Genomic DNA, 12,395 nt, shown 5'->3' with positions numbered 1-12,395 from the left:
TAGGGTCTCTCTTCGTCTCAAAAATATCGGGGAGTTGGTCAGTCAAGGCACCGGGTCATAGCCGTGCCCGCCCCACGGATGGCAGCGCAATAGCCGCTTTATCGCCAGCCAGCCACCCTTGATCGCACCGTGGCGGCCCAGCGCGACGATCGCATATTCGCTGCACGACGGCGCATAGCGGCACGTCGGCGGCAGGATGCGCGAAGGGCCGAGCTGCCACCCCCGGGCAAGCAGGATGAGCAGGCGGGCGATCATGGGAGGCGCCCTGAAAGCCGGGGTGATTCCCGCGCGATAGACGCCTCTGTCCTGCGCACGGCCGTCACCGCGCCAGCTTTCTTGCCGCGCGCGCCAGCGCCGAATCGAGATGGTCGCCCAGTTCGGCAAAGACGATGTCGTTGCCGCCGCTACGGCCGATCAGCACATGATCGGCGCCGGCGATTCCCCGCACGGGCAGCGCGGCGCGGGCCAGCGCGCGCAGCCGGCGCTTCATCCGGTTGCGCGTGACGGCGTTGCCGACCTTCTTGCTGACGGTATAGCCGACGCCGATGTCCGCATCATCGTCGCCGCGCGGGCGGACGAGCAGCACGAAGCCGGGCATGGGGAAGCGAAGACCGCGGTTCGCGGCCAGAAACTCGCTTCGCTTGCTGAGGGTGCGCACGCGCGGCGCACCGACGGCCCTTAGGCCGACAGCTTCTTGCGGCCGCGGGCGCGGCGGGCGGCCAGGACCTTGCGGCCGCCGACGGTGGCCTTGCGGGCGCGGAAGCCGTGACGGCGCTTGCGCACGAGGCGGCTCGGTTGATAGGTGCGCTTCATCGCGGTATCCCCAAATTCTCTTCGATCGATCTAACGAAAAAGGGCCGCCAAACGCGGGCGGCCGCCAGTGGGGGCGCGGATAAGGGAGTCGCGCGCGAAAGTCAATCGCCCCCGGTCGCATCGGGCGATCAATCGTCATTGCGCAGGCTTTCCAGCCGATCGCGCGCGCGCCGCCGCGCCGCGCTGACCCGCCGCATCACCCGGTCGGTCCACGCTCCATAGCGCGGATGCCGCCGCTTGAAGCCGACATAACGCCGCTTTGCCCACAGGCTGTTCTGCAGGCACAGCATCAGGCCGGCGGGAAAGAGGATGATGAAGCCCGGTCCCGGCAACGGTCCGATGATCGGCGCGACGATCATCAGCAGCACGCCGGTCGCGAACAGCGCGAATCGCACCTGCGCGTTCGCGCGCAATCGCTGGTAGAGGCCGGGGCTCGCCATGCTCCGCGATGTGGGGAGGCGGCGGGCGTGTTGCAAGGCTAAGGCAGCCGGCTCGGCACTACACCGCCCAGCGGAACGCACGCCGCAACTCGGCGGCACCGTCCGACGCATAGGGCAGGCCGTGCGCCATCACGACGCGCTCGCAGTCCCAGCCGAGGATCGTGGCCATCGCCGCGCGCACGCGGCGGCGCCTGGGCCAGAAGGTCAGCCGCAGGTCGATCGGCGCCTTGCCGTCGGGATGCGCGGCGCCCGACAGGCGCACCAGCCACCGGTAGAAGCGGCTGCGCACGCGCTGCGGCTCGAGATTCTCGATCAGATCGGTCAGGATCACGGTGCGCGAAGGTTCGTGGAAGAAGACCGCTTCCGTGACCGCGGTCCCCGGCACGAGGACCGCCCGCAGCCCGCCGGGCAGCGGGGCATCGTCCGCATCGACGACCGCGTCGACGCGGAAGGGCCGCTTCGCATGGTCGGCAAGTCCCGGAACGGCGAGCGTGCGCGCCGCGGGATAGAGCCGCTGCCAATCGGCGACATACCAGTAATGGAGGCTGTTCGGCGCGACGAGCCATTCGACGGGCCCGATGCGGTCGATCGCGGCGACCAGCGTTTCTTCGGGCGCGATCGGCGAATGCACCCACAGCCCGCCACCGGCGAGCCGCACCACGGTCATCCGCGTCGGAAAGGGGATCGACGTCGGCCCATAGTCCATCCGTATCTCTGGACCGTCGACCGTCCAGACATCGGTTCCGAAGGGTTTGAGCGTGTTGAGCGGCGCATAGGGAACGAAGGACGACATCGACCGGCAGGCTAGCAGATGCCGGCCCGCCCGAGCAAATGCGAGCGCCCCGCCCCGCCGCGCCTACCGGAAGAAGCAGTTGGCGCCCGCGAACAATGCCTCGACCCTGGCGGCGTCGCCGGGCGCGGCGAACATGCCCCCGATCGCGTCGTCGCCGCTGCCGATCGTGAATTCCTCGCCCAGCGTGCTGTCCTCGACGTCGACGATGGCGACGCTTTGCTTCGCCGCGGCGCGCGTGGTGCCGACACCGATACCGCTCATCGTCGTGTACCGGTCGGCGCCGGGCTCGTTGCCGAGGAACCAGCCGGCGAACTTGTCGTCCTGGAAGTTGAGCGTCATCGCGTTGTAGCGGGTGAAGTCCATCGTCCCCGCCCCGCATTCCTCGTTGCTGCTGCGATCGTCGGCGGCGCCCTCGACGCGCGCGAGCGCCTCTTCGGCCTGCGCGCGCGGAACGCCGAAGGCGAGCAGGCTCGTCTTGCCGCTGGCCGTGTCGACGAAGCGCAACCCGGCGCCGTCGAGGCCGATCGCGGTGGTCGCCGCCGCCGGACCCTCTGCCGCGGCCTGCGGCATTTCCGGCGCGGTCGGCACCTCGCCCTCGTCGGGCGTCGCGGGCGTTTCTGCCGCCGGCTTGCACGCGGCGAGCAGCGCCAGCATCGCGATCGTCGTCAATCGTCGCATCAGGGCTCCTTCCGTTCGCCGCGCGGCACGAGCAGCATCGTTACCGCACCGAGCGCCGCGAGCGCCATATCCTTTTGCGCATCCCACATATCGCCCTGTTGCCCATTGTAGCGGTCGGCCGTTTCGCCCGCCGCGACGATGGTCAGCAGCCATTCGAAAATTTCGTAAAGGCACGAGACCGAAAGCACCCAGCCCAGCGCCGCCGCCATCGCGCCGCGCCGGCCGAGCCCGCCATAGCGCCGCGCGACCTCTACGACCGGGACGACCGACAGCAGGCCGAACGCAAAATGGACGAGGCGATCGTAGTGATTGCGCGTCCACCCGAGTGCCTGCGACAGCCCCCTGCCCGTCAGCGCGCGCGCCCAGTCGTCGTAGGGCACATTGCTGTACGCATAGCGCCCGCCGAGCGTATGCAGCGCGAGAAACAGCAGGATCGACGCGAGCGCCGGGGTCGACAGCGGCCAGCGCCGCAGCAGCCAGGGAGAGGCGGTCAGCAGCAGCGCGGTGGGACTATGCTGAAGCGGCGCGATCGACGGATAGGGCTGGTCGACCTGCGCGAGCAGCAGCAACGCGAGGAGCAGGCCGAGCAGCAGGCGTTGCGGGCGAGGGATGGGTGCGAAGACCGAAAACACCTCCCCCCCTACCCGTTCGCATCGAGCGAAGTCGAGATGCCTCGACGGCAGTCACCCCGACGGGTGTCTCGACTTCGGCCAAAAGCCGACGTTTATCCCGAGTGCCTGCCAAGGCAGTCGAAGGGCTCGACACGAACGGGACAGGGGCATCAGCCCTTTTTGAGGTGGCGGCGGCCGAGGAGTTCGGCGATCTGCACCGCGTTCAGGGCGGCGCCCTTGCGCAGATTGTCGCTGACGCACCACAGCGCGAGGCCGTTGTCGACGGTGCTGTCGTCGCGCACGCGGCTGACGAAGGTCGCATAGTCGCCGACGCATTCGACCGGGGTCACATAGCCCCCGTCCTCGCGCTTGTCGACGAGCATCACCCCGGGGGCTTCGCGCAGGATGTCCTGCGCCTGTTCGGCGCTGAGTTCGCGCTCGAGTTCGATATGCAGGGCCTCGGCGTGGCCGACGAAGACCGGGACGCGGACGCAGGTCGCGACGACCTTTACCTTCGGGTCGAGGATCTTCTTGGTCTCCACGACCATCTTCCATTCCTCCTTGGTCGAGCCGTCCTCGAGGAATTTGTCGATGTGCGGGATGACGTTGAAGGCGATCTGCTTGGTGAACTTGCCGATGTCCTTTTCGTCGCCGACGAAGATCTGGCGCGTCTGGTTCCACAGCTCGTCCATGCCCGCCTTGCCCGCGCCCGACACCGACTGGTAGGTCGAGACGACGACGCGCTTGATCCCGGCGGCGTCATGCAGCGGCTTCAGCGCGACGACCATCTGCGCGGTCGAGCAATTGGGGTTCGCGATGATGTTCCGCTTCGTATAGCCGTCGATCGCGTCGGGGTTCACCTCGGGCACGATCAGCGGCACGTCGGGATCCATGCGGTAGAGCGAGCTGTTGTCGATCACCGTGCAGCCCGCCGCGGCGGCCTTTGGCGCATAGGTCGCGGTCGCGTCGCTGCCGATGGCAAAGATCGCCATGTCCCAGCCCGACCAGTCGAAATTTTCGATATTCTGGCATTTCACGGTCTTGCCCGTGTCGCCGATTTCCACCTCGGTGCCCTGGCTGCGCGACGAGGCGACAGCGGCGAGTGCGTCGATGGGGAATTCGCGCTCGGCGAGAATGGCGAGCACTTCGCGCCCGACATTGCCCGTCGCGCCCGCGACTACGATACGATAACCCATGATGGTCCTGCCTTTCGTGGTTCTGAATATGCAAACGGCCGGTTCTGCCTGTTGGCGGAACCGGCCGTTTTGGAAAGCTGTTTCGGCTTTGGGTGAGAGAAGCTCTCCTTAGCCTTCGGTTCCGGGCCGGTTGTCGCGGCGCTCCGCAATACGCGCCGATTTGCCGGTGCGGCCGCGCAGATAGTAAAGTTTCGCGCGGCGGACGGCGCCCTTGCGGACGACGGTAATCGAATCGATGTTGGGCGAATAGAGCGGGAAGACGCGCTCGACGCCCTCACCGAACGACAGCTTGCGCACGGTGAAGTTCGATCCCATGCCCTTGTTCGAGCGCGCGATGCACACGCCTTCGAAATTCTGGACGCGGGTGCGTTCGCCTTCGACGACGCGCACGCCGACGCGCAGCGTGTCGCCCGGACGGAACGTCGGAATCTCTTTGCCGGCCTTGGCGATTTCTTCGGCTTCGATCGTCTGGATGAGGTTCATGCCTCTAGTCCTTCTTCTTTTGCCGCGCGCCAGAGGCAGGTCGGTCCCGAGCGCCCTCATGGCGCTCCCAAAGGTCCGGCCTGCGTAACCGTGTGTCGTCCTCCGCCCTTTGTTTCCGCCAGGCGGCGATCTTCGCATGATCCCCCGATCGCAGCACTTCGGGGATCGTGCGCCCTTCCCACATCGCGGGCCGGGTATAGTGCGGATATTCGAGCAAACCGTCCTCGAACGATTCGTCGTCGCCGCTTGAAGCCGCGCCCATTACGCCGGGAAGCAACCGAATGCAAGCGTCGAGCAGCATCAACGCCCCCATCTCTCCGCCCGACAGGATGATGTCGCCCATCGACACCTCTTCGATCGCGCGTGCCTCGAAAATGCGTTCGTCGAAACCCTCGAAACGACCGCACAGGATGATCGCGCCCGGACCCTCGGCAAGCGCGCGCACGCGGGCCTGGGTGACCGGGACGCCGCGCGGGGTCATCGCCAGCACCGGAAGGTCCGGATGCGCCGCCGTAGCGTGGTCGATCGCCGCGGCGAGCACGTCGGCGCGCAGCACCATCCCCGCTCCGCCGCCCGCGGGGGTGTCGTCGACGGTGCGATGCCGGTCGGTCGCGAAATCGCGGATCTGGACGGGCGCGCAGGCCCACGTTCCGCTTTCGAGCGCGCGCCCCGCCATGCTGTGCCCCAGCGGTCCGGGGAACATGTCGGGATAGAGCGTCAGGGGGACGGCGGCGAAGGTCATCGGCCGCCTATAGCGTCCAATTCTCGACCGTCAGCGCCGGAACGTCGGCGAAGTCGGCTTCGTTGTTGGTGACGAGGGTAAGGCCGAGCGACAGCGCATGGGCGGCGATCAGTCGATCGAATACACCCAGCCGGTGGGGCAACGTCCCATAAATTCTGGCCGCCGCCTCGTCGAACGGCACGGCCGGCACTGTTCTCAGAAAGGCCTCGAGATCGGCGGCGCTGCGCGCCTTCGCCCCATAACCTACCGCAATTTCGGCCAGATTGATGGACGAGCAGCAAAGCGTATCGGCGTCCTGTTCTTCCACTCGCGCAAGGAGCGTGGCGGAAACTCCGGTCAAGAGATAGATGCAGATGTTGCTGTCGAGCAGGAAGCGGAACTCACTCATCAGGCTTCAGTTGCTTGCCTTCCCAGTCCAGTTGCCGTTCCTCGACGTCCTCGCGTGGCGGCAGCTTGAGCCAAGGCGCCTTGCCCCAGAAGCCGCTGACGTCGATCTTGGCCTTTGGTTTTTCCACCGGCTCGAAGCGGAATTCGCCATGGTCTTCGCGAACGACCATTTCGGTCCCTTCCTTGAGTCCAAGAGCCCTGGGCAGGCGCAGTGCGAGCGAATTGCCCGACTTGAAGACTTTGGCGCGATATTCCTTGGTCATGGGACCCTCCGTATATACAGGATGTATATACAACGGTCGCCGCGGCAAGCAAAGCTAATCGAGCGGCCGCCATAGCGCGTCGGGGAGCAGGGGACGATCCGCTTCGAATTCCTCGCGCAGCCATTCGCGGAAGCGTTCGATCTTGCGCACGCGGCTGCGGCCTTCGCGATAGACGAGCCAGTTCGCGCCGCCGGGCTGGTAGAGCGTATCGAACGGCTGGACCATCCGCCCGCTGTCGAGCTCGGCGCGCCAGAGCAGCGGGGTCATCAGCGCGATCCCATAGCCGCCCTGCACCGCGCTCGCCTCCTGAAGCTGGCTGTCGAGTTCGACCCCGCGGCGCGGCGGCGGTGCGACGCCGACTCCGGCCTCGGCGAGCCAGCCCGCCCACCAGGGATCGTTGGGCGCCAGCCGTTCGACGTTGAGCAGGTCGGCGGGTGCGGCGATCCGGTTCGCCTCCCGAAAGGCCGGGGCGCAGATCGGCGTCACATGGCTGCGGAACAGGAAGTCGGCGCGCAGGCCGGGCCAGCCGCCCTTGCCGATACGGATCGCAACATCGACGTCCGACGCGTCGAAATCGACATAGGCGTTCGACATCGACAGCCGCACCGCAAGGTCGGGATAGCGCAGCTGGAAACGCCCGATACGCGCGCTAAGCCAGGTGCCGCCAAAGGTCGTCGCGGCGCTGATCGTCAAAATGTCGGCCTCGTCATTGCCGAGCGCGGCGAAGGCGTCGCCCATCGAGGCGAAGGCGGTGCTGATCGCGGGCAGCAATCGCTGCCCCGTTTCGGACAGGCGCACGCGCCCCTTCTCGCGCACGAACAAGGCGCGGCCGAGCCGATCCTCCAATTGACGGACCTGATAGCTGACCGCGGCCTGCGTCATCCCCAACTCTTCGGCCGCACGCGAGAAATTTTCCAGCCTTCCGGCGCATTCGAATGCACGGATCGCGGCAAGGGGCGGAATCCTGGACATCGGCATATTATAAGCTGAGCTTATGGATATCCGCAAAGCTTTTGTTGGCGGCGGACGCGCGAAGAGCGCATCTCACCCGCACCCCACCAGCAGGAGACGATCGATGATCGATGAAATATGGATGCGCGGCTGGGCCGACAATCACGGCCGCTTCAGCGCCGACCTCGACCGCGGCTTTTCGCAGATCGCGAGCGCCTGGCGCGCCTGGCGCCGCCGCGCGCGCGCCGCGTCGCCTTCGAACCCGCGCCTCGGCGCGAACTGAGACGGGCGGGAATCCCGTCGACCGTTCCGGCCGCCGTCACCGGCGCCCGGCCGCTCCCCCTTGCGGCGAGATTCCCGTCCGACCTATTCGGTTTCTGCGAAGGCCACCGCAACGGTGACTCCCTCATCGCTCCACGCCGGCACCGCCTGCGCGGTCATCGGCACCATGAAGCGCCGGGGCTTCTGGCCCGGCGGCGCGGGACGCTCGATCTCCAGGATGTCGCCGGCGCCGAAATTCTCGACCGCGACGACGGTGCCGAGCGCGGTGCCGTCGGTCGAGGTGCAGGCGAGCCCGATCAGATCATGGTGATAATATTCGCCCTCACCCAGCGGCGGCAGCGCCGAACGCGGGACCGTCAGGACGGTGCCGCGGAGCGCCTCGGCGGCGCCGCGGTCGGTGATTTCGGCGAATTGCGCGACCGCGCCCTGATTGGCGGGGCGCAGCGATTTCAGCGTGAGCTTGCGCCCGCCCGCGTCGAATGTGGAAAAGGCGCGCAAGCCTTGCACGCCTTCGCCGAACAATTTGAGCCGCACCTCGCCCCGCACCCCGTGCGCACCGGCGATGGCGGCAAGGGTGACGGGGCGGTCGCGCCTCTCAAGCCCCTCTCCTTCAGGGGAGGGGTTGGGGTGGGGGGGTGCGGGCGTAGGCGCTCGTTTGCGAGCCCCCACCCCCGGCCCCTCCCCTGAAGGGGAGGGGTGAGGCATGGCCTAGCCTTCGGCCTTTTCTTCGCCTTCGGCCGGAGCCGGGCCGCCTTCGGCGACTTCCTCGGCGATCGCGGCGGCGTCTTCGGCCGGCGTCTCGGCGGGGACCTCTTCGGCGACCGCGTCGGCAACCGCTTCGGCAGTGTCTTCGCTCTTCACCGAACCGGTCGCATCCGATTCAGCCGCAGCCTCTTCGGCGGGAGCGGCAGCGTCCTCGGCAGGGGCCGCAGCGGCTTCCTTGGCGGCCTCTTCGGCCTCGGCGGCCTTGGCGGCACGCTCTTCGGCGCGTTCCTTGGCCTTCTCGCCCGGCTCGGCCTTCTTCGGGTTGTTGCGCGCGGCGCGTTCCTTGAGGCCCGCGGCATCGAGGAAGCGGGCGACGCGGTCGGTCGGCTGCGCGCCGACGCTCAGCCAGTGCTGCGCGCGGTCGGTGTCGAGCTTGACGCGCTCCGGGTTATCCTTGGCGAGCAGCGGGTTATAGCTGCCGATGCGCTCGATGAAGCGGCCGTCGCGCGGGCTGCGCGAGTCGGCGACGACGATCTTGTAGTAAGGGCGCTTTTTCGAACCGCCGCGCGAGAGGCGAATGGAGGTAGCCATGATAATGTCCTTCTGAGTCTGAACTGTGGTTGTCGGGATTATTTCTTTTTCTTCATAAGGTTGGCGAGATCGGGCGGGATCGCACCGCCGCCGCCGAGACCGGGGAGGCCGCCGGCGCCGCCGCCGCCCATTCCACCCATTCCGGGAATGCCGCCGCCGCGTCCGAACAGCGCGCCGAGCCCCTTGAGCCCGCCCATCTTGCGGATCTTCTTCATCGCGGTGGACATTTCCTGGTGCATCTTGAGCACCTTGTTCACCTGTTGCACGTTGGTGCCCGACCCGTTGGCGATGCGGATCTTGCGCTTGGCGTTGATGATCGCGGGCTTCGCGCGCTCGGCGGGGGTCATCGACCCCATGATCGCATCGAAATGGACGAGCATCTTGTCGTCGGTGCCGCTCTGCGCCATTGCCGCCTGCGCCTTCTTGAGGCCGGGGATCATCCCCGCGAGCGCGCCGATGCCGCCCATGCGGCGCATCTGGTTGAGCTGGGTACGAAGATCGTCGAGGTCGAACTGCCCCTTCGCCATCTTCTTCGCCATCGCCTCGGCCTCTTCGGCCTGGATGGTCTCCGCCGCGCGCTCGACGAGGCTGACAACGTCTCCCATGCCCAGGATGCGGCCGGCGATACGCGACGGCTGGAACAGCTCGAGCCCGTCGAGCTTTTCGCCGGTGCCCGCGAACTTGATCGGCTTGCCGGTGACCGCCCGCATCGACAGCGCCGCACCGCCGCGCGCATCGCCGTCCATGCGGGTGAGCACGACGCCGGTGAGCGGCACCTGGTCGGTGAAGCGCTGCGCGACCTGAACCGCGTCCTGACCGGTCAGGCTGTCGACGACGAGCAGCGTTTCGGCCGGATTGGCGGCGCGCGACACCGCCTGCATCTCGTCCATCAGTTGCTGGTCGACGTGGAGGCGCCCCGCGGTGTCGAGCATCAGCACGTCATAGCCCTGGAGCTTCGCCGCCTGCATCGCGCGGTTCGCGATCTCGACCGGTTGCTGCCCGGCGATAATCGGCAGCGTCGCAACGTCAATCTGGGTGCCGAGGACGGCAAGCTGTTCCTGCGCCGCGGGGCGATTGACGTCGAGCGACGCCATCAGCACCTTCTTGCGCTCCTTGTCCTTCAGCCGCTTCGCGATCTTCGCGGTCGACGTGGTCTTGCCCGACCCCTGGAGGCCGACCATCATGATCACCGCGGGCGGCGCGACGTTGAGATCGAGTTCGGCGGTTTCGGAGCCGAGCATCTCGGTCAGCGCGTCGTTGACGATCTTGACCACCTGCTGCCCCGGCGTGACCGAGCGCAGGACATTTTGGCCGATCGCCAGTTCGGTGACCTGGTCGACGAAGCTGCGCACGACGGGCAGCGCGACGTCGGCTTCGAGCAGCGCGATGCGAACCTCGCGCATCGCCGCGCGCACGTCGGCCTCGGTCAGCGCGCCGCGGCCGCGGAGCTTCCCGAAAACATCGCCAAGCCGATTGCTCAGACTGTCGAACATGCGCCTTCAAATCCCTTCTGACGACCCGCAACGCAAAAGACGCCGGTGAGCGAAACCTCGCCAACCAGCGGCTATCCGTGGACAGAGTCTCCGTCGCGGATGTCGATATGCCCCTCCGCATGATGCGGACGAACGCGGTGCCCTTACGCCAATGCGCGGGCAAAGGCAAGCCGCCGCGCACCGCCACTTAACGCAAATTTCACCGCTTGCAGGGCAAAGAGGGCCCGAGTGTGGGGAATTTCAATGACTGTCGAACCGGCTGCGCCGAAGGAATGGGATCGTAGCGAAGGCGCGAAACGCGATATCGTCGCGGGAGGTATCGTCGTCGCGGCGATCCTGCTGTTCGTCGGAACGGGCAGCACCGCGATGCAATCGGCCGTGCGCGCGCTCGCCGGGCTCGGCGGCGGGCCCGACCGGCTGCTGACCGCGACCCTGATCCTCAACATCGCGCTGCTGCTGTTCGGCTGGCGCCGCTACGACGACCTCAACCGCGAGATCCGCGAACGCACGCTGGCCGAAAGGCGCGCGCGCTACCTGGCGGACACCGACCCGCTGACCGGCTATCTCAACCGGCGCGCGCTACTGGCGCAGGGCCAGCCGATGATCGCGCGCGCGATTTCGGAAAAGCGGCACGTCGCGCTGTTCCTGCTCGACCTCGACTATTTCAAGACGGTCAACGACATCCACGGCCACGTCGCGGGCGATCGCGTGCTGCAGATCGTCGCCGAACGCATTTCGGCGATCCTGCCGCCGAGTGCCATGCGCGCCCGGCTCGGCGGCGACGAATTCGTGGCGATGATGGCGTTCGAACCCGCCGCGCGGCCCGACATCGAAGCGCTGGCGGCGCAGCTTGTCACCGCGCTCGAAGAACCGGTCCCGCACGATGCGCAGCGCATCCGGATCGGCGGCTCGCTGGGCATCGCGCTGGCGACCGATGCAAGCGCGACGATGGAAACGCTGGTGCGCCAGGCCGATATCGCCATGTATCATTGCAAGGACGAGGGCCGGAACCGCTATTGCTGGTTCGAGACCGGCATGGAAATGGCGGTGCAGGTCCGCAACCAGATCGAGACCGGCATCCGCGAGGGCATGCCCCGCGGCGAGTTCATCCCCTATTTCGAGCCCCAGGTCGACATCGCCAGCGGGCGTCTGATGGGGTTCGAGATGCTGATGCGCTGGGATTCGCCCGAATATGGCATGATCCTGCCCGAGCGGTTCATTCCGGTCGCCGAGGAAAGCGGACTGATCGGCGAATTGTCGCTGCAGGTCATCCGCGAGGCGATGGCGATCGCCCGGGCCTGGGACCCGTCGGTGTCGCTCGCAGTCAACATATCGCCGCAGCAATTGAAGGACCCATGGTTCAGCCAGAAGCTGACCAAGCTGCTCGTCGAATCTGGGTTCCCGGCAAGCCAGCTGGAGGTCGAGATCACCGAAAGTTCGCTGTTCGAAAATCTGCCGCTCGTGCGATCGATCGTCACGAGCCTGAAGAATCAGGGCGTATCGCTGAGCCTCGACGATTTCGGTACCGGATATAGTTCGCTGTCGCACCTGCGCGCGCTGCCCTTTGACCGGATCAAGATCGACAAGAGCTTCATCGCCGCGATGCGCGGAAGCCAGGACGCGAAGGCGATTGTCGTCGCGATCGTACGGCTGGGCGAAAGCCTGGCGATGCCGATCACCGCCGAAGGTGTCGAGGACGAGGCGACCGCGGTCGAACTGACCCGCCTCGGTTGTTCCAAGGGCCAGGGCTGGCACTATGGCCGGGCGATGTCGCCCGCCGATACCGCGGCAATGCTCGCCGAGCGCGGCCTGCTGCGCGCGCCGATGCTGCCTGCGGACGAAAGCGCCGCCCCCGCAGACGAAACGCTGCGCCGGACGGCGTAGTTTCCGCCCCTTCCCGGAAACGGAGAATGCGAAGGCTGCACCCGCGTCGCTAGACTTCGCGCCTGCGCGCCCCTAAATGCGCG

At 67.1% G+C, this 12,395-nt stretch carries 18 protein-coding genes; 2 read left to right on the top strand and 16 right to left on the bottom strand.

Annotated features, from left to right (window positions below; translation table 11 throughout):
- Window positions 1-42 precede the first annotated feature (42 nt).
- From yidD to AC58D2_RS00680, 13 genes are all read right to left on the bottom strand, one after another.
- On the bottom strand, window positions 43-255 hold the full coding sequence (gene yidD / locus AC58D2_RS00740) for a membrane protein insertion efficiency factor YidD (RefSeq protein ID WP_497386354.1): 213 nt from the start codon (window positions 253-255) through the stop codon (window positions 43-45).
- Between the two features lie 64 nt (window positions 256-319).
- On the bottom strand, window positions 320-658 hold the full coding sequence (gene rnpA / locus AC58D2_RS00735) for a ribonuclease P protein component (protein ID WP_497386352.1): 339 nt from the start codon (window positions 656-658) through the stop codon (window positions 320-322).
- A 20-nt stretch (window positions 659-678) separates the two neighbouring features.
- Window positions 679-813, bottom strand: coding sequence for a 50S ribosomal protein L34 (rpmH, locus tag AC58D2_RS00730; protein ID WP_003046693.1), 135 nt, complete (start codon window positions 811-813; stop codon window positions 679-681).
- Window positions 814-941: 128 nt separating this feature from the next.
- Entirely contained in the window at window positions 942-1,253 is a 312-nt protein-coding gene (locus AC58D2_RS00725) for a hypothetical protein (RefSeq protein WP_497386349.1), read from the bottom strand.
- Window positions 1,254-1,311: 58 nt separating this feature from the next.
- Entirely contained in the window at window positions 1,312-2,046 is a 735-nt protein-coding gene (locus tag AC58D2_RS00720; RefSeq protein ID WP_497386347.1) for a DUF4336 domain-containing protein, read from the bottom strand.
- Window positions 2,047-2,109: 63 nt separating this feature from the next.
- Window positions 2,110-2,724: a hypothetical protein gene (locus AC58D2_RS00715; RefSeq protein WP_497386345.1), complete on the bottom strand. Its 615-nt coding sequence runs from the start codon at window positions 2,722-2,724 to the stop codon at window positions 2,110-2,112.
- Window positions 2,724-3,356 carry a DUF2238 domain-containing protein gene (locus AC58D2_RS00710; protein WP_497386343.1) on the bottom strand — a complete coding sequence of 211 codons (633 nt, stop codon included), beginning with the start codon at window positions 3,354-3,356 and terminating at the stop codon, window positions 2,724-2,726. Before AC58D2_RS00710 ends, AC58D2_RS00715 begins: the two co-directional genes overlap by 1 nt.
- A gap of 149 nt (window positions 3,357-3,505) precedes the next feature.
- Window positions 3,506-4,531, bottom strand: a complete 1,026-nt coding sequence (locus AC58D2_RS00705; protein ID WP_497386341.1) for an aspartate-semialdehyde dehydrogenase — start codon at window positions 4,529-4,531, stop codon at window positions 3,506-3,508.
- A gap of 108 nt (window positions 4,532-4,639) precedes the next feature.
- Window positions 4,640-5,014: a 50S ribosomal protein L19 gene (gene rplS / locus AC58D2_RS00700; RefSeq protein ID WP_089215281.1), complete on the bottom strand. Its 375-nt coding sequence runs from the start codon at window positions 5,012-5,014 to the stop codon at window positions 4,640-4,642.
- A 4-nt stretch (window positions 5,015-5,018) separates the two neighbouring features.
- On the bottom strand, window positions 5,019-5,756 hold the full coding sequence (trmD, locus tag AC58D2_RS00695) for a tRNA (guanosine(37)-N1)-methyltransferase TrmD (protein ID WP_497386339.1): 738 nt from the start codon (window positions 5,754-5,756) through the stop codon (window positions 5,019-5,021).
- Window positions 5,757-5,763: 7 nt separating this feature from the next.
- The gene (locus AC58D2_RS00690; RefSeq protein WP_497386337.1) at window positions 5,764-6,144 is read right to left on the bottom strand and encodes a type II toxin-antitoxin system VapC family toxin; all 381 of its coding nucleotides are present in this window, start codon (window positions 6,142-6,144) and stop codon (window positions 5,764-5,766) included.
- On the bottom strand, window positions 6,137-6,406 hold the full coding sequence (locus AC58D2_RS00685) for an AbrB/MazE/SpoVT family DNA-binding domain-containing protein (protein ID WP_497386335.1): 270 nt from the start codon (window positions 6,404-6,406) through the stop codon (window positions 6,137-6,139). The genes AC58D2_RS00690 and AC58D2_RS00685 overlap by 8 nt, the downstream gene beginning before the upstream one ends.
- Before the next feature lie 54 nt (window positions 6,407-6,460).
- Window positions 6,461-7,378: a LysR substrate-binding domain-containing protein gene (locus tag AC58D2_RS00680; protein ID WP_497386333.1), complete on the bottom strand. Its 918-nt coding sequence runs from the start codon at window positions 7,376-7,378 to the stop codon at window positions 6,461-6,463.
- Between the two features lie 103 nt (window positions 7,379-7,481).
- On the opposite strand from AC58D2_RS00680, the gene AC58D2_RS00675 reads away from it, so the two are divergent.
- The gene (locus tag AC58D2_RS00675) at window positions 7,482-7,640 is read left to right on the top strand and encodes a hypothetical protein (protein WP_497386331.1); all 159 of its coding nucleotides are present in this window, start codon (window positions 7,482-7,484) and stop codon (window positions 7,638-7,640) included.
- 83 nt (window positions 7,641-7,723) lie between these two features.
- Here AC58D2_RS00675 and rimM read toward each other — a convergent pair whose 3' ends face one another.
- Genes rimM through ffh form a run of 3 tightly spaced genes read right to left on the bottom strand, consistent with a single transcriptional unit; the run spans window position 7,724 to window position 10,428 of the window.
- A complete protein-coding gene (rimM, locus tag AC58D2_RS00670) occupies window positions 7,724-8,308 on the bottom strand; it encodes a ribosome maturation factor RimM (RefSeq protein WP_497386329.1) in 585 nt (194 codons plus the stop codon).
- 39 nt (window positions 8,309-8,347) lie between these two features.
- Window positions 8,348-8,935, bottom strand: a complete 588-nt coding sequence (gene rpsP, locus AC58D2_RS00665) for a 30S ribosomal protein S16 (RefSeq protein WP_497386327.1) — start codon at window positions 8,933-8,935, stop codon at window positions 8,348-8,350.
- A 38-nt stretch (window positions 8,936-8,973) separates the two neighbouring features.
- The gene (ffh, locus tag AC58D2_RS00660; RefSeq protein ID WP_497386325.1) at window positions 8,974-10,428 is read right to left on the bottom strand and encodes a signal recognition particle protein; all 1,455 of its coding nucleotides are present in this window, start codon (window positions 10,426-10,428) and stop codon (window positions 8,974-8,976) included.
- Window positions 10,429-10,671: 243 nt separating this feature from the next.
- On the opposite strand from ffh, the gene AC58D2_RS00655 reads away from it, so the two are divergent.
- Window positions 10,672-12,312, top strand: a complete 1,641-nt coding sequence (locus tag AC58D2_RS00655) for a putative bifunctional diguanylate cyclase/phosphodiesterase (RefSeq protein ID WP_497386323.1) — start codon at window positions 10,672-10,674, stop codon at window positions 12,310-12,312.
- The last annotated feature ends 83 nt before the right edge of the window (window positions 12,313-12,395 follow it).

It is taken from the genome of Sphingopyxis sp. CR5 (genome assembly GCF_059693785.1).
This window is presented reverse-complemented; position numbering and strand designations above follow the sequence as displayed.